Genomic DNA, 16,897 nt, shown 5'->3' on the forward strand with positions numbered 1-16,897 from the left:
TATTATGAGTGTACTTAATTTGTTTTTTGAATTCTACCATCGATAGTTGGCTGAATAGGTTCTTTTAATTGTTTTACGTAATCGACTAGCGCTTCAAAGTCGTTTGGACCAGTTTCTGCATTTTTACCATTTTTAAATGATACAAATCCATCACCGCCAGAAGCTAAAAAGGCATTTGCCACTACGCTATACGTTTTAGATGGAGATAATTCTTCACCGTTTGTTAAACGTATATTTGTAACTTTTTCACCGTTTGGTTTATTTGCATCCCACGTATATTGAATACCTGAAATTTGAAGCATTCTCGTCGTTCCTTTTTGCCATTGTTGATTTAAAATGTCGCGAATATCTTGACCTGTTAAATCTACTTTAATTAATTGGTTTCCAAAAGGCTGAATGCCGTATAATTCGCCCCATGTAATATCGCCAGCATCTAAGTCATTACGAATGCCGCCCGGATTCATAAGTGCGATTTGAGTTTGCATCGTTTGGCGCTGGGCATCGGCAACTAAATTTCCAAGAGTGGACTCACCAGCATCATTTTGTTTACGGTCGATAGGTGCTGTAGATTTTCCGACAACTTCATTTACAAGCGGTGCAATTTTTTCTTTATATTGATCTAGTTTTTTCTTTACTTGTTTATCAGGTTCTACACCTTCATGGTATGTTGTAACAACTTCAGCTTTTTTCTTTACAATATCTTTTGTTTTACGATCAATTGTTACATCTACATCTGAGAAAGCCATTCCGTAAGAGTTCGCTTGGACGATTAGTTTATTATTTACAGTACCATTTACATACGTGTGACTATGCCCACCAAAAATAACATCAACTTCCGGATCTGTTTCATTTGCAATTCGAGTAAGGTCTCCATTTGTCACACCAGACTCATCTGTTGTTCCACCGACATGAGCAAGGACGACAATGGATTTAACGCCAAGACGCTTTAATTGCTGCGTTGATTTATTAATTGCTTCTACTTCGTCAGTGATTTCTACATTTTTAAGCATAGTAGGCATCACGACATTTGGTGTATCAGTTGTAACTACACCAATGAATCCTACAGGCACACCATTTACCATTTTTACAGTAAATGGCGGTAAAAATAAGCGGCCAGTGGATTTATTATAGAAGTTTGCAGCGACATAAGGGAAATTTGCACCTTTGAAATTCCCTGTTTTTTCGTGATAGCCACCGTAAATGAGACGTTTCATTTCATCAATACCTTCATCAAATTCGTGGTTTCCGATTGTACCAACATCAAATTTTAAGTCATTTAAAAATTCAATCGTTGGTTCGTCTTGTAACAATGCTGAAACTGGTGGACTAGCTCCGACAATATCGCCAGCGTGTACGAGAAGTGTATTCGGGTTTTGCTTTTTACGTTCTTTTAAATAAGTAGCTAAGTAATCAGCGCCACCAGCTTTTTTGTTATTAATTTTTTTAACCGTATCTAGTTGTCCATGGAAATCATTAATACCAAGCATTTGTACGTCTATGTAGCGGTTTTGTTCAGCTGGAGTCTGGGATGGGGGAGCAGCAAATACGGTTGAAAAAGTAATGGTGCTTAAAACGGCAACAGCAGGAATGATTTTTTTCCACATAATCTAATTCTCCTTTTTTTATAATCTGACATCATACGACATAATTTTAATAGATTCATAGGATTATATCTATACAAAAAATAGTTTTTTCGAAAAATTAACATATTTACAAAAAGTGAATAATAGAGTAAAGGACCTTTTTTATTGTCGAGTTCATTGTGTATCTACTATAATGGAGAAAAAAGTAAAAGGTGAGTAGTATGAAGAAAAAGAAACAAAGACAAATGCAAAGACAAGCGCAAGTGAATCAACAAAAGAAAGAGTCGCTTACATTAGGTGATCAATTAAATGATTCACTCATGCAGCAATTAAAGAATAAGAAGAAAGAGTTGCAAGTGAGAGAAGAGGAAAAAGTGACAGCTGAACAGGAAAGAAAGCGCCAAGAACAAAAAGAACGTGAAAAGAATAAATCATTTGAAGAACTGTTAAGTGAAAGTAACCTTACTTGGAAAGACTTTAAATAATAACGAAAATGATCAGTGAATAACGCTGATCATTTTTTTGACGAGCTTGTAAGAAAAGGGGAGTTAGAATGAGAAAAATTGTAGTTGTTCCGCATGAAAATCATTGGGGTAAAAAATTTCAAATGGAGGCTGAAAGATTAAAAGCGGCGATGCCAGAAAAGGTGAAGGTCCATCATATTGGAAGTACGTCGGTGCCAGGACTGGCAGCGAAACCAATTATAGATATGATCATGGAAGTAGAGAGTATCGACAGAGTAGATAGGTGGAATGAACGTTTTGAAGAGCTTGGCTATATCGTAAAAGGGGAGAATGGTATTTCAAGACGTCGTTATTTTATTCATGGAACGGAGGAAAAACGCTCGTATCACTTACACGTGTTTGAAAAAGGAAACCCTGAGATAGTAAGGCATTTAGCATTTCGTGATTATATGATGGCTCATTGTGAAGAAGCTGAGGCATATGCAACTTTAAAGAAAGAATTAGCTGAAAAGTATACATATGAAGGTGCGTTATATTCGGAAGGGAAAACTGAGTTTGTACGTAATGTTGATGAAAAAGCAAAGAAATGGATGGGAAATAATGTGAATGAATGAGTTCGCATTATTTTAGAAAGTATATAAGTTTATTATGTAAACTGTACATATGTTTTGACTTTTTGGTTGAATCTTGTTCAAATAAAGTGGTGGCTTATAAAAAAATGTAATGATGAAAGGGAGACGACTGTGCACATTCCAACAACTACACTTCATAATGGCGTAAAAATGCCGATGATTGGTTTAGGCGTTTATAAAGCGAAAGAAGGCGACGAAGTAAAACAAGCAGTAAAAACAGCGCTAGAAGTTGGATACCGTTCGATTGATACAGCAGCTGTATATGAAAATGAAAGCGGTGTCGGAGAAGCAGTTCGTGAATCAGGGATTCCGAGAGAAGACATCTTTATTACAACAAAAGTTTGGAACGATGATCAAGGATACGAGGAAACATTTGAGGCGTTTGAGAAAAGCTTAAAAAAATTACAAATGGACTATGTAGATTTATATTTAATACATTGGCCAATAAGAGGGAAGTATGTTGATACGTACCGAGCATTAGAAAAATTGTATGAAGAAGGTAAAGTGCGCGCGATTGGTGTTTCTAACTTCCATAAACATCATTTAGAACTGCTATTACCAAATTGCAAAATAAAGCCGATGGTAAACCAAGTGGAACTTCATCCAATGTTAACACAATTTGAATTGCGTGATTTCTGTCAAGGTGAGCAAATTCAAATGGAAGCATGGAGTCCATTAATGAGGGGCGGAGAAGTATTTCAGCACCCGATTATTCAGGCCATTGCTACTAAATATGAAAAAACACCTGCGCAAGTTATATTAAGGTGGGATATTCAAAGCGGGATTGTGACGATTCCTAAGTCTGTTACACCATCTCGCATTCAGGAGAATTTTTCTATCTTTGACTTTTCATTAACAGAAGAAGAGATGACTCAAATTAATACGTTAAATCGTAATTTACATGTAGGAACGAATCCTGATAAATATGATACGTTATAAAAAGACGCTACCAGTATGGTAGCGTCTTTTTATCGGTGTAATGCGTACGTATCACATTTCACAATTTGCTGAAGCTGGATATATTCTGCTGTTGTTAACTGTGTTTGTTTACTAGCTTGTACATTTTCTTGCAATTGCCCAATAGAGCTTGCACCAGGTATAACAGCTGCAACAGTTTCGTTATGTAAGCAATATTGAATAGCTGTTCCAGTTAAGGAGTTTTCTCCAATTATTTCTTTTACATTCGCAAGCGTCGCATATAATTCATCGTAAGAATAAGAAAGGTAATCTTTTTCTTTTACTCTTTCTATCTTTCTTGTATTGTTATCAGTTAATATTCCTTTCGCAAGTGGTCCGCGAGCAATAACGCTAATTTGATGTTCATTAAGAAGCTGGAACCATTCTTCAGGGCGACGATTCAAAAGGCTATATTCCATTAGAACACTAACGATATTTGAACGCTGTGCATATTCACGGATGACATTTGGACGTATAGAAGAAATACCGTAATGGCGAATGATACCTTCTTTTTTCAATTCTTCAAAGGCTTCAATTACTTCATCTATAGGATCTTCAATCGTCCCGCCGTGAAGTTGATAAAGATCAATATAATCAGTTTGAAGTCTACGTAAACTTTCTTTCACTTCAGCCTTTATGTAATTTTTAGAAGGATCCCAAGACCAGCCGTTTTTTTCTTCTGTCCATCGATTCCCAACCTTCGTTGTAAGGATAATTTGGTCTCGTTTTCCTTTTAAGGCTTTTCCAACAAATTCTTCGTTTAATCCATAATCATATAAATCCGCTGTATCAAAAAAATTGATTCCTAAATCGATTGCTTCATGAATAATACGCAGGGCTTCTTTTTCAGATGTACCGAGGGACATACAGCCAAGTCCCATTTCTGTCACAAATAAATCTGAGTTTCCTAATTGACGTTTTTTCATAGTTCAACCTCCTTCTCCTTATTCTTATTGTACGCAAGGGAAAAGAGGTTGACAAACGTTTACTTTTTAGTTGCTGTAATCCACTCTTGTACAGTTGTATACTCTTTGCCATATTGTTTTAGCTTATGGCGAATTTGCCATGCTTTTCCGACTAAAGTGACGCGATTTGGTAAAATATAAACTTTCATTTCTATCACGCTCCTTTCAATGTGGTAAAATGTATGAGGAAAGAATAGGAAATAGAACAGGGAGATGAAGTAGTATGAGTAATCTTGCAGAGAGAACAGTAAAAACTGAGCCGATTTTTGATGGTAGAGTTATAAAAGTTCGTGTTGATGATGTAGTATTACCAAATGGGGCAATGAGTAAACGTGAAATTGTAAATCACCCTGGTGCAGTTGCTATTATTGCTATTACTGATGAGGGGAAAATTGTGCTTGTTGAGCAGTATCGTAAAGCGCTTGAAAAGGCGATTATAGAAATTCCGGCTGGCAAGTTAGAACCAGGTGAAAAACCTGAGGTGACAGCAGTTCGTGAATTAGAAGAGGAAACAGGTTATGTATGTGAAAATATGGAGCTTATTACTTCTTTCTATACATCTCCAGGATTTGCAGATGAAATTTTATATGTATATAAAGCGACAGGTTTGACGAAAAAAGAAAATAAAGCTGCGTTAGATGAAGATGAGTTTGTGGAATTAATGGAAGTATCATTAGAAGAAGCAACTACTCTTATGAAAGATCTTCGTATTCACGATGCGAAGACGATGTTTGCAGTACAATATTTACAACTACAAAAATAAACACTCGCCAAAGGCGAGTGTTTTTAATTAATTTTTGCATATACGCGTGCATCACGTAAGCTACCATCTGGTGCTATGAAATCATTTTCCATTGTACCTTCTAGAATAAATTCTAAACGTTCTGCTAAGTTACATGCATTTGTATTTGTTGCATCAATACGAATTTCAATTCTTCGAGCGCTTAGCTTATCAAAGGCAAATTGAATGGCACCTTTCACAGCTTCGGTCATATAGCCTTGTTTTGTATAAGCGCTATGTAGCCAGAAGTGAAGTGAAAACTTTGGAATATCCCAGTTTTCAGGCTTGAGCGTTATAGCTCCGATGAATGTACCAGATACTTTATCGTATAAGTGAAAATCAAGTGTTTCACGAAGTAAAAACTGTCCGTGAGCGTTACGAACGATTTCTTCAGCACTTTCTTCTGTTTCAGCGTTAATTGGCATCCACGGTACTAAGTCTTCTAGAGAAGCTTGTATTGCTTCATACACTTCTGCACCATCACCTGGAAATGGCTTACGAACCTGTAAGCGTTCAGTTTGAAATAATGTTGGAAAATCTAATAATAATGGTTTCAAGAGAAATCCCTCCTATTCTCTACTTTTTAGTTTAGCAAAGTAGAGCGGAATTTCAATGTTAATTCGTCATACTTTTTTCTTTCTTTCATACATTTTTAGTAAGAGTGTGAACGGAGGGAAGAAAAATGTGGAGAAAAACTTGGCAAGACCGTGTAATGTCTCACATACAGGAAAACTCTTCATTATATATATTTAACGCTGTTTTGTTATTGATGGGAGTAATATTTGGAGCGATTCTTGTAAATAGTTTACAATTAAATCAAAAACAAGATTTATCATTTTATTTGCAACGTTTTTTTGGACAAGTTTCTAAAGGAGAATTTGCTATTGCAGGCGAAATGTTTCGAGAAAGTTACTTTTCACAATTAAAATACATTGGATTTATTTGGATTTTAGGGATTTCAATTATTGGATTGCCACTCATTTTTATTTTATTATTTGCAAAAGGAGTAGTTGTCGGATTTACAGTAGGTTTCTTAGTAAGTCAGCATGGATGGAATGGATTATTATTAGCATTCGTTTCTGTATTGCCACAAAATCTCATTATCATCCCAGTATTTCTCGTTATGACAACAATTGCCGCAAGTTTTTCCTTACGCATGATTAGGCATCAATTTATCCGAAAAATAACTGAGCCGCTATTACCATTATTGATCCGTTATACATGCTTCTTTCTTGTAATTGGAGCGGTGTTAGCTCTTGCTTCTAGTGTAGAGGCTTATGCATCACCAGTTTTAATGAAAGAAGTCGTTGAGGCTATTAATAAACAATAAATACTTTATGAGAATAATTATCAATTTGTTTTTATTGTTTTTCTTTTGACAGAAGCCCTTCTTCTGATATAATGGTGTAAGAGTGGCGAGGAGGGAGTAGTACCGAATGGAAGAAAGAATTGAACGAATTAAGAAGCAATTACATGCAGCGAGCTACAAATTAACACCGCAACGTGAAGCAACAGTTCGTGTGCTGCTAGAAAATGAAGAAGATCATTTAAGCGCAGAAGATGTTTACCTCCTTGTAAAAGAAAAGTCGCCAGAGATCGGATTAGCAACCGTCTATCGAACTTTAGAACTATTATCTGAGTTAAAAGTTGTCGATAAGATTAACTTCGGAGACGGTGTTTCACGCTATGACTTACGCCAAGAAGGTGCGCAGCGTTTCCACCATCATTTGATTTGTACACAATGTGGTGCTGTACAAGAAATACAAGAAGATTTACTTGGTGAAGTGGAAAGGAAAGTAGAACATGACTGGAGCTTTAAGGTGAAGGATCATCGTTTAACATTCCATGGGATTTGTAAAAATTGTCAAGAAAATGAAACGGATGAAAAATAACCTTTTCCTATTTAACTAGGAAGAGGTTTTTTATTTGAATAAGGTATAAATTGGTGAAAGCTTGGCATATGTTGTAATAACTTATATTTTGGAGGAATTTACAATGCGCCGAGCTTTAAAATTAACTTTTGATGGGATAAAAGTATTTTTATTATTTACAAGTTGTACGATTTTGTTTTATTTCGCTATACTATGGATAAATGAAGAATATGAAAGCTATCATCGTTATGAAAAGCCAAAAGAAGAGACTGTAGAAAAAGTATCAGGGAATGAAGAGCCGGCAAAGGATGCTTTCGTAAATAGAATGATGTTTTTCTATGAAAATGGGGAGTAGTGTAGATTGGAAGATCAATTAAAAGATTTTATTCATTATATGGTTGTTGAAAAAGGACTAGCGAAAAATACAGTAGTATCTTATGAACGTGATTTAAAAAGTTATGTAAAGTATTTGCAAAATGTAGAACAAGCGAAAAGCTTTCACGAAGTGACACGCTTGCACATTGTTAACTTTCTGCAGCACTTAAAAGAAAACGGAAAATCTTCGAAAACATTAGCACGTCATATTGCATCGATTCGTTCGTTTCACCAATTTTTACTTCGTGAACGAGCGGTAGAGCACGATCCATCCGTACATATTGAAACGCCGCAAGGAGAACGGAAATTACCGAAAGTATTGTCAGTTGATGAAGTAGAGGCGTTACTGCAGACACCAAAAATGACGAGCGCTTTTGGGGTTCGTGATAAAGCGATGCTAGAGTTATTGTATGCAACAGGACTTCGTGTTTCAGAATTAATTGCATTAAATTTAGAAGATGTACATTTAACGATGGGATTTGTTCGATGCATAGGGAAAGGGAATAAAGAAAGAATTATTCCACTAGGAAGTTTAGCGACGGAAGCGATTCAAAAGTATATTGAAAAGGGAAGAAGAGAATTGATGGGGAAAAAAGTAGTAGATGCACTCTTTTTAAACCATCATGGCAATCGATTATCAAGACAAGGATTTTGGAAAATTTTAAAACGATTAGCGAAAGAAGCAAATATTGAAAAAGAGCTTACACCTCATACATTGCGTCATTCTTTTGCTACGCATTTATTAGAAAATGGAGCAGACTTACGTGCTGTGCAAGAAATGCTTGGACATGCAGATATTTCAACGACACAAATTTATACGCATGTTTCAAAAACTAGATTAAAAGATGTATATAAACAGTTTCATCCGAGAGCATAGGTACTATGCTCTTTTTTCATAGATTCAAAAGGCTATAGCACTTCACAGAAACTTCACAAACATTTCGTACATTGTTTTCAGCAGAAGACTAGAATATTACAATGTATTTCCTCTATACTAAATAAAGTATGAAGGAGGAAATGATGATGAAAAAACTTATTATGACTTTATTTATCGCGATGCTAGCATTGGCTGGCTGTAATACAAACAAAGAAGAACCGAAAAAAGAACAGAAACTAGAAGCTGTAAAAGTAGCAGTTCAAACAAATCCGAAAGAAATTAAACCTGGTGAAAAAACAGAAGTACAAGCACTTGTTACACAAGGAAAAGAAAAGGTAACAGATGCTGATGATGTAAAGTTTGAAATTTGGAAAGCTGGCGACGAAAAGCACGAGATGCTAGAAGGTAAGCATAAAGGAAAAGGTGTTTATGCTGTAGAGAAAACGTTCGAGACGGATGGCGTATACCATATTATCGCTCACACAAATGCGCGTGAAATGCATGTTATGCCAGAAGTAAAAGTGGCTGTAGGAAATGCGAAAGTAGAAGATGCGAAAAAAGAAAATAGTGATCATGGTGCAGGACATGGCGATCATAAAAGCGATACAATGATTCACCTTATGGCTGGTGACATAAAAGCAAATGCTGAATCAACAATGAAAGTTCATTTAAAACAAAAAGAAGAAGCTTTAACTGGTGCTGAAGTACAACTTGAGATTTGGAAAGATGGTGTGGAAAAACACGAATTCATTCCAGCAAAAGAAGGAAATAAAGGGGAGTATGAAACGAAACATACTTTCAAAGAAAAGGGTTCTTACAAAGTGAAAGTTCATGTTAAAAAAGGCGAATTGCATGAACATAAAGAAGAAACAGTAGAAGTAAAATAAAAAGGTAGCTCTTTAGAGCTGCTTTTTTTATTTTTATTCTGAAAATGATAAGTGGGAAAGAACAAAACCGCCACTGATTAAAATTTCACTTTATATGAAGAAATAAATCATAAAATGATTAGCACTTCTGTGCATAATGGATTACAATAGAAGTGTGAAGAAAATGAGAAATTCTACGAAAATGTATTAAAAAGAAAGCGTAAACATGTTATGATATCAGTATCAGATGTCTGACATCTGACTTAGAAAAAACTAGAAATGTTTTTGAGTCGTTTCAAGGTAAACGAAATAGGTTAGAGAATGATTTAAAGAAGTACTGTTTGATAATGAGAACGAAAGATAATTCTTATGGAGAACAGTTTCACTTTATAGCGTTTTGAACATACTACAAGAAGTAGAACTGAACTTATAGGAGGTCGCAGTTATGAATAAATATAAACGTATATTCCTAGTCGTAATGGACTCTGTTGGAATCGGTGAAGCACCAGATGCTGAACAATTTGGTGATTTAGGATCTGACACAATTGGTCACATTGCTGAACATATGAATGGGTTACAAATGCCTAACATGGTGAAATTAGGTCTTGGTAACATTCGTGAAATGAAAGGCATCTCTAAAGTAGAAAAACCACTTGGATATTATACAAAAATGCAAGAAAAATCTACTGGTAAAGATACAATGACAGGCCACTGGGAAATCATGGGTCTTTACATTGATACACCATTCCAAGTGTTCCCAGAAGGATTCCCAAAAGAATTACTTGATGAATTAGAAGAAAAAACAGGCCGTAAAATCATCGGTAATAAACCAGCTTCTGGAACTGAAATTCTTGATGAACTTGGTCAAGAACAAATGGAAACAGGCTCTTTAATTGTTTATACTTCTGCTGATAGCGTACTACAAATCGCAGCACACGAAGAAGTAGTGCCGCTTGATGAGTTATATAAAATTTGTAAAATTGCACGTGAATTAACGTTAGATGAGAAGTACATGGTAGGCCGTGTTATTGCTCGTCCATTCGTTGGTGAGCCTGGAAACTTTACACGTACACCGAACCGTCATGACTATGCATTAAAACCATTCGGCCGTACAGTAATGAATGAATTAAAAGATAGTGATTATGATGTGATTGCTATCGGTAAAATCTCTGACATCTATGATGGTGAAGGGGTAACTGAATCACTTCGTACGAAGTCTAACATGGATGGGATGGATAAGCTTGTAGATACATTAAATATGGAATTTACAGGTCTTAGCTTCTTAAACTTAGTTGATTTTGATGCATTATTCGGTCACCGTCGTGATCCACAAGGATACGGAGAAGCTCTGCAAGAATATGATGCACGTCTTCCAGAAGTATTCGAAAAACTAAAAGAAGATGATCTATTATTAATTACAGCAGACCACGGTAATGACCCAGTGCATAATGGTACTGATCATACACGTGAATATGTACCGTTATTAGCATATAGCCCAAGCATGAAAGAAGGCGGAAAAGAGTTACCACTTCGTCAAACATTTGCTGATATTGGTGCAACTGTAGCAGAAAACTTCGGTGTGAAAATGCCAGAATACGGAACAAGCTTCTTAAACGAGCTAAAGAAATAGGGGGATAAACAAATGAATCGTGAACTTATTACAAAATCAGCTTCATACTTAAAAGAGAAATTTCAAGAGACACCACAAGTAGGACTAATCCTTGGATCTGGACTAGGTGTATTAGCAGATGAAATCGAGAACGCAGTAACAGTACCTTACAGTGAAATCCCTGAATTCCCAGTTTCAACTGTAGAAGGCCATGCAGGTCAACTAGTATTCGGTACACTTCAAGGTGTAACGGTAGTAGCAATGCAAGGACGTTTCCACTTCTATGAAGGATATGATATGCAAAAAGTAACATTCCCAGTTCGTGTTATGAAAGAACTAGGGGTAGAAACAGTTGTTGTAACAAATGCAGCTGGTGGTGTAAATACATCATTCGAACCAGGCGATCTTATGTTAATTTCAGATCACATTAACTTCATGGGTACAAATCCATTAATCGGACCAAATGATTCTGAAATGGGTGTACGTTTCCCTGATATGTCTACATCATATACAGTAGAGCTTCGCGAAATGGCGAAACAAGTTGCAGCAGACTTAAATATTAAAGTACAAGAAGGGGTATACGTTGGAATGACAGGTCCTGTATATGAAACACCTGCTGAAATTCGTATGCTTCGTACACTTGGTGGAGATGCAGTTGGTATGTCAACAGTACCTGAAGTAATTGTAGCGCGTCACGCTGGTATGAAAGTACTTGGTATTTCTTGTATTTCAAATATGGCAGCTGGTATTTTAGATCAGCCACTTCACCACGATGAAGTAATCGAAACGACAGAACGTGTTAAAGCTAACTTCTTAGCATTAGTAAAAGCAATCGTAAAACAAATGAAGGGGTGACCTCACAATGAGAATGGTGGACCTAATTGCAAAAAAACGTGATGGACATGCATTAACGACAGAAGAAATTAACTTTATTGTTGAAGGATATACAAATGGTGATATTCCTGATTATCAAGTAAGTTCACTTGCAATGGCAATTTTCTTCCAAGATATGAACGATCAAGAACGTGCAGATTTAACGATGGCAATGGTAAATAGCGGTGATACAATCGACTTATCAGCTATTGAAGGAGTAAAAGTAGATAAGCACTCGACAGGTGGCGTTGGTGATACAACAACACTTGTATTAGGTCCATTAGTAGCCGCTTTAGGTGTACCGGTTGCAAAAATGTCTGGACGTGGTCTAGGACATACTGGTGGTACAATTGATAAGTTAGAAGCAGTTCCAGGATTCCATGTTGAAATCGAAAATGATGAATTCATGCGTCTTGTAAATGAAAATAAAATCGCAGTTATTGGTCAAAGTGGAAACTTAACACCTGCGGATAAAAAATTGTATGCACTTCGTGATGTAACTGCAACAGTAAACTCAATTCCGCTTATTGCAAGCTCAATTATGAGTAAAAAAATTGCTGCTGGTGCAGATGCAATTGTTCTTGATGTAAAAACTGGAGCAGGTGCATTTATGAAAACAGATGAAGATGCAAAACGTTTAGCAGAAGCAATGGTGCGCATTGGTAATAACGTTGGTCGTAATACGATGGCTGTTATTTCTGATATGAGTCAACCACTTGGTGAGGCTATTGGTAACGCACTTGAAGTACAAGAAGCAATTGATACATTACAAGGTAAAGGACCGAAAGATTTAGAAGAGTTATGTTTAACGCTTGGAAGTCAAATGGTATACCTTGCTGGACAAGCTTCATCTCTAGAAGATGCACGTGAGAAATTAATTGAAGTAATGAACAACGGTAAGGCGCTAGAATCATTTAAAACGTTCTTATCAGCGCAAGGCGGCGATGCATCTGTTGTTGATGATCCTTCTAAATTACCACAAGCACAATTTAAAATTGAAGTGGAAGCGAAGGAAGACGGTTATGTATCAGAAATCGTTGCAGATGAAATCGGAACAGCAGCAATGCTTTTAGGAGCAGGACGTGCGACGAAGGAATCTGAAATTGATTTAGCAGTTGGCTTAATGCTTCGTAAAAAAGTAGGGGACAGCATGAAAAAAGGTGAATCCCTTGTTACCATTTACGCAAACCGTGAAAATGTAGAAGACGTAAAAGCAAAAATTTATGAGAACATGAAGATCTCTAAAGAGCATGTAGATGCACCAACATTAGTGCACGGCATCGTTACTGAATAATAAAGAAGGGCCAGGGAGTATTTCTCCTTGGCTTTTTTTACTATTTTTTGTTTATAATAATAATGGGTGAAAATATGATTAGAATTTGTGCAATAACAAAAACAGATGAAGTATTATATGATGTTTCGTTAGAGGAAACAAAGAAAGACCATATTGTATGGTATTGGCTAGATTTATATAAGCCAACGAAAGAAGAGTATACATACATTTTGCAAGATCATTTTAAGTTCCATCCCCTTGCAATTGAAGACTGCATAGAATATGTACAGAGGCCAAAAGTTGATTTTTATGATGGATATAACTTTTTAGTTCTTCATGCATTTGGTGAGGATGGATTAGAACCGCACGAGATTGATTTATTTATTAGTGACCGTTATATTGTTTCTTTCCACTTTTCTCATAACAATGCAATTGAAAGAGTATGGAAAACGCTTGGAGAAAAGAAGCGTATTAAAAATAGTCCCCTGCACGTAGCGCATACAATTATCGATCAAATTGTAGATGACTATTTTGCGCCTGTATATTACATTGAGGATCATTTAAATGCAATTGATGATAATTTAACGGGTGAAACGGCAGGAAGTGTACTAGAAGAAGTATTTGATATACGTGCAGATTTATCGAAGTTAAGACGTACAATTATTCCGATGCGTGATTTATTGTACCGTATTTTAAATTCGACTCGTTTTTACGGTATAAGTGATCATGAAATTTATTTTAAAGATATACATGATCATTTGCTTAAATTGACCGAAATGATTGAAGCAAGCCGGGAGTTAACAGCAGATATTCGAGATAGCTATTTTTCATTAAACTCGCATCATATGAATAACATTATGAAAACATTAACTGTATTCTCGACTATTTTCATGCCATTAACATTTATTGCGGGAGTATATGGAATGAACTTTACGCATATGCCAGAGCTCGGTGGACAATATAGTTATTTTATTTGTTTACTTATTATGGCACTAATTGGCGGCGGCATGATGGCTTGGTTTTATAAAAAAGGATGGTTTAAGTAAAAAACACCGAGGGAAAATTCCTCGGTGTTTTTACTTAACCAATAGCATGTAATACGAACATGGCTAAGAATAAGCATGTAATGATATACATAGACGGTGCGACTTCTTTACGCTTTCCAAGAGCAACTTTTAAGATAGGATAAGCAATAAATCCGAACGCAATGCCATCAGCGATACTATATGTGAGCGGGATCATGACGATAATTAAGAACGCTGGAAATCCTTCTGAAAAATCGTTCAGAGGAATTTGTTGAATGCTTGTAATCATCAGGCCGCCAATAATAATTAAGATTGGTGCAATGGCACTATCAGGAATTAGTTTGACAAACGGAAGTGCAAACAGTGATGCAAAGAATAACAACCCTGTAACGATAGACGTCAGACCTGTCTTTCCGCCTGCAGTAATACCTGCGGCACTCTCTACTGTTGATACGGTAGGGCTTGTGCCAAATAGACCACATGTCATTGCTGAAATTGCATTGGCTTGGTAAGCACGTGGGAATTTACGGTCATCTTCTAATAAACCGTGCAGAAGTCCCATGTTCTCAAAAATAAGCACCATGCTTAAGGAGAATGTTGCAATCCAAAATGGTAAGGAAGAAAGTTTGCCAAATGACATAGCCCCAAACACATCGCCGTAATTAGCGAATGAGAATGAACTATTTCCGATTTGACTTGTATCAACAAGGCCAAACAGCCATGCAATACCAGTTCCTATTGCAATCGTCCATAAAAAGTTTCCACGTACGTTACGAATAAATAATACGAGTGCAACGATAAGAGTAAGCACGGTCGCAAGAACGACAGGGCTACTTAATTTACCCATTGCAACAGCAGTATTTGGATTCGAAACGACTAAACCACCTTTTTGCAATCCGATAAATGCTAAAAATAATCCGATGCCGACAGTGATAGCTTCCTTTAGTGACTTTGGAATCGATACTGAAAGCACGCGAGCGATTGGTGTAAACGCAGCAATTGCAAAAATAATACCAGAGATGAAGACAGCTGCTAATGCTTCCTGCCAAGTTAATCCGAGCGTATGCACAGCAGTGTACGTGAAGAATGCATTTACACCCATACCAGGGACAAGAATAGCAGGTGCATTTGCCCAAAATGCCATGAGCAAACATCCGACAAATGAACTGAAAACAGTTGCTAAAATTCCAGCTTCAAGAGGAATGCCAGCATCGGATAAAATGGATGCATTTACAATCATAATATATACGATCGTAAAAAATGACGTAACTCCAGCTAAAACTTCTTGTTTTGGTGATGTTTCGTGTAAACCTAATTTAAATGTTCTTTCAAGTATTCCTTTCATGTTAAACCTTCTTTTTCATATCCCTCTCCCACCCGTGATATCTCTTTTGTAAGAGCTCACCGTCCTTTATTATATCAGAACATCATGTTTTTACAACAAGGAAAATGATAACGTTTACTTATAAATGAAATTATTTATAAATACGTAAAAATCGCCCGTATTGTAGAAATGATCTCTAATTCTCCCGATTGAATGGGAGGAGACGCTTGTGCATGTAAAGTAGCATAGGACGCGACTTCCATTGGTAATTGAGCAGATTCTTCAACGAATGAGAGTGGAACAGGATTAATGTTTAAATTGTATGTACTCGCAATAGCACGAGCTTTTTCTACAGCTTGTTGCAGAGCTTGAATGAGAGCTTGCTCATAATATTTATTTGGGTGAGATATTCGAAACCGTAAACCTTTTGCTACGTTTGCTCCATTTGAAACGGCTATATCATATACTTCCCCTGCTTTTTGTACATTTAAAACGGTAATTTCATACAAATGTTCCACCCGATATCCTTCTAGTAATGCTTTATCATTTACATACTCGTATTGAGGAGTGATCGTATAAGAAATCGTTTCTATATCTTTATCAGCGATACCAAGCTGTTTAAGTGCATCCAGCAATTGTTTTGATTGTACTGCATTTTCTTCTTGCGCTTGTTTCACATTTTTACTATCAGTTCGAATGCCAAGTGTTAGTATAACGACATTTGGTTTCGCTTTGACAACACCCTCACCTTGTACAGTAATAGTCGCTTCTTTACCAGTATTCGCTGTGCGTACATTGTATAAATAAGGATTCATTCCACCTTGCATCTTCCATCACCATCCTTTTTATATGTATATGTGTGAACAAAAAAGAAATTTGTATGAAAAAGTTACATAAATGGGAATGTTAAAGAAAGAAAGCATATACAACGAGGGTATTTATAGATTATAATATGTGTAAATATGATAAAAAAGGGACGAGGCTAGTGAACGAAAAAAGAGAAACACTGATTTTAGAGTTATCCGGATCATTTCGAAAGATGATACGTTTATTACAAAATGATATTAATACACGTTTTGCAGAACATATGCCATATAATGAATTTTCTGTATTACGCGCGTTATTTTTAAACAGTCCACAGATGGCTTCGCAAATTGCGAGTGAAGTAAACGTAACCTCCAGTCATATTACAGCTGTTACAGATCGTCTTGTACGAAAAGGATTAGTAGAAAGAAAACGTTCTAATTCAGATCGTCGTATCGTGTACTTAGAAATTACAGAACACGGAAGAGAAGTAACTGAAAAACTAGAAGCTGTACGAAAAGAATATTATAAAGAGAGATTTAAAGGTTGGAGCGACCAAGAAATAGAAATGGTGTTAGAGCTATTTGGCCGCGTATTATAATAAATGAGGATAGGGAG

At 36.3% G+C, this 16,897-nt stretch carries 20 protein-coding genes; 14 read left to right on the forward strand and 6 right to left on the reverse strand.

Annotated elements, in window-relative coordinates; translation table 11 throughout:
• Positions 1–14: 14 nt before the first annotated feature.
• Positions 15–1,604 carry a bifunctional metallophosphatase/5'-nucleotidase gene (locus QCI73_RS07135; RefSeq protein WP_353822702.1) on the reverse strand — a complete coding sequence of 530 codons (1,590 nt, stop codon included), beginning with the start codon at positions 1,602–1,604 and terminating at the stop codon, positions 15–17.
• Positions 1,605–1,804: 200 nt separating this feature from the next.
• Between QCI73_RS07135 and QCI73_RS07140 the strand changes: the two genes are divergently transcribed.
• The 3 genes from QCI73_RS07140 (at position 1,805) to QCI73_RS07150 (ending at position 3,618) form a co-directional block, all read left to right on the forward strand.
• On the forward strand, positions 1,805–2,068 hold the full coding sequence (locus QCI73_RS07140) for a YqkE family protein (protein ID WP_353822703.1): 264 nt from the start codon (positions 1,805–1,807) through the stop codon (positions 2,066–2,068).
• A gap of 68 nt (positions 2,069–2,136) precedes the next feature.
• Positions 2,137–2,661, forward strand: a complete 525-nt coding sequence (locus tag QCI73_RS07145; RefSeq protein WP_353822704.1) for a GrpB family protein — start codon at positions 2,137–2,139, stop codon at positions 2,659–2,661.
• A 129-nt stretch (positions 2,662–2,790) separates the two neighbouring features.
• Complete coding sequence (locus tag QCI73_RS07150) at positions 2,791–3,618, forward strand: aldo/keto reductase (RefSeq protein WP_353822705.1); 828 nt, start codon at positions 2,791–2,793, stop codon at positions 3,616–3,618.
• 29 nt (positions 3,619–3,647) lie between these two features.
• On the opposite strand, the gene lolS is transcribed toward QCI73_RS07150, so the two are convergent.
• Both lolS and mciZ read right to left on the reverse strand, forming a co-directional pair.
• Entirely contained in the window at positions 3,648–4,562 is a 915-nt protein-coding gene (gene lolS / locus QCI73_RS07155) for an aldo/keto reductase (RefSeq protein ID WP_353822706.1), read from the reverse strand.
• Positions 4,563–4,621: 59 nt separating this feature from the next.
• The gene (gene mciZ / locus QCI73_RS07160) at positions 4,622–4,750 is read right to left on the reverse strand and encodes a Z-ring formation inhibitor MciZ (RefSeq protein ID WP_000870299.1); all 129 of its coding nucleotides are present in this window, start codon (positions 4,748–4,750) and stop codon (positions 4,622–4,624) included.
• 74 nt (positions 4,751–4,824) lie between these two features.
• Between mciZ and QCI73_RS07165 the strand changes: the two genes are divergently transcribed.
• Positions 4,825–5,364 carry an NUDIX hydrolase gene (locus QCI73_RS07165; protein ID WP_000067038.1) on the forward strand — a complete coding sequence of 180 codons (540 nt, stop codon included), beginning with the start codon at positions 4,825–4,827 and terminating at the stop codon, positions 5,362–5,364.
• Between the two features lie 23 nt (positions 5,365–5,387).
• Here QCI73_RS07165 and QCI73_RS07170 read toward each other — a convergent pair whose 3' ends face one another.
• Entirely contained in the window at positions 5,388–5,939 is a 552-nt protein-coding gene (locus QCI73_RS07170) for a GNAT family N-acetyltransferase (RefSeq protein WP_000803491.1), read from the reverse strand.
• A gap of 155 nt (positions 5,940–6,094) precedes the next feature.
• On the opposite strand from QCI73_RS07170, the gene spoIIM reads away from it, so the two are divergent.
• The 9 genes from spoIIM (at position 6,095) to corA (ending at position 14,172) form a co-directional block, all read left to right on the forward strand.
• Positions 6,095–6,712, forward strand: coding sequence for a stage II sporulation protein M (gene spoIIM / locus QCI73_RS07175; RefSeq protein ID WP_223290733.1), 618 nt, complete (start codon positions 6,095–6,097; stop codon positions 6,710–6,712).
• 106 nt (positions 6,713–6,818) lie between these two features.
• Positions 6,819–7,274 carry a ferric iron uptake transcriptional regulator gene (fur, locus tag QCI73_RS07180; protein WP_000392655.1) on the forward strand — a complete coding sequence of 152 codons (456 nt, stop codon included), beginning with the start codon at positions 6,819–6,821 and terminating at the stop codon, positions 7,272–7,274.
• 103 nt (positions 7,275–7,377) lie between these two features.
• Complete coding sequence (locus QCI73_RS07185; protein ID WP_001250432.1) at positions 7,378–7,608, forward strand: YqzK family protein; 231 nt, start codon at positions 7,378–7,380, stop codon at positions 7,606–7,608.
• Positions 7,609–7,614: 6 nt separating this feature from the next.
• On the forward strand, positions 7,615–8,505 hold the full coding sequence (gene xerD, locus QCI73_RS07190) for a site-specific tyrosine recombinase XerD (protein ID WP_000390084.1): 891 nt from the start codon (positions 7,615–7,617) through the stop codon (positions 8,503–8,505).
• A gap of 143 nt (positions 8,506–8,648) precedes the next feature.
• Positions 8,649–9,392 (forward strand): FixH family protein, encoded by a 744-nt coding sequence (locus tag QCI73_RS07195; protein ID WP_001993299.1) that lies wholly within the window; start codon positions 8,649–8,651, stop codon positions 9,390–9,392.
• A gap of 424 nt (positions 9,393–9,816) precedes the next feature.
• Positions 9,817–11,001 (forward strand): phosphopentomutase, encoded by a 1,185-nt coding sequence (gene deoB / locus QCI73_RS07200; RefSeq protein ID WP_353822707.1) that lies wholly within the window; start codon positions 9,817–9,819, stop codon positions 10,999–11,001.
• A 12-nt stretch (positions 11,002–11,013) separates the two neighbouring features.
• Positions 11,014–11,835, forward strand: a complete 822-nt coding sequence (locus QCI73_RS07205; RefSeq protein ID WP_001078446.1) for a purine-nucleoside phosphorylase — start codon at positions 11,014–11,016, stop codon at positions 11,833–11,835.
• Between the two features lie 7 nt (positions 11,836–11,842).
• Positions 11,843–13,147: a pyrimidine-nucleoside phosphorylase gene (locus QCI73_RS07210; protein WP_353822708.1), complete on the forward strand. Its 1,305-nt coding sequence runs from the start codon at positions 11,843–11,845 to the stop codon at positions 13,145–13,147.
• Between the two features lie 62 nt (positions 13,148–13,209).
• Positions 13,210–14,172: a magnesium/cobalt transporter CorA gene (corA, locus tag QCI73_RS07215; RefSeq protein WP_001998197.1), complete on the forward strand. Its 963-nt coding sequence runs from the start codon at positions 13,210–13,212 to the stop codon at positions 14,170–14,172.
• A 34-nt stretch (positions 14,173–14,206) separates the two neighbouring features.
• Here the strand turns inward: corA and QCI73_RS07220 are convergent, their stop codons facing one another.
• Both QCI73_RS07220 and QCI73_RS07225 read right to left on the reverse strand, forming a co-directional pair.
• A complete protein-coding gene (locus QCI73_RS07220) occupies positions 14,207–15,496 on the reverse strand; it encodes an NCS2 family permease (protein WP_000676253.1) in 1,290 nt (429 codons plus the stop codon).
• A 134-nt stretch (positions 15,497–15,630) separates the two neighbouring features.
• Complete coding sequence (locus QCI73_RS07225; protein WP_353822709.1) at positions 15,631–16,302, reverse strand: SIMPL domain-containing protein; 672 nt, start codon at positions 16,300–16,302, stop codon at positions 15,631–15,633.
• Between the two features lie 158 nt (positions 16,303–16,460).
• On the opposite strand from QCI73_RS07225, the gene QCI73_RS07230 reads away from it, so the two are divergent.
• Entirely contained in the window at positions 16,461–16,880 is a 420-nt protein-coding gene (locus QCI73_RS07230) for a MarR family winged helix-turn-helix transcriptional regulator (RefSeq protein ID WP_001003315.1), read from the forward strand.
• The last annotated feature ends 17 nt before the right edge of the window (positions 16,881–16,897 follow it).

It is taken from the genome of Bacillus cereus group sp. MG16, from assembly GCF_040459875.1.
GTDB lineage: Bacteria > Bacillota > Bacilli > Bacillales > Bacillaceae_G > Bacillus_A > Bacillus_A paranthracis.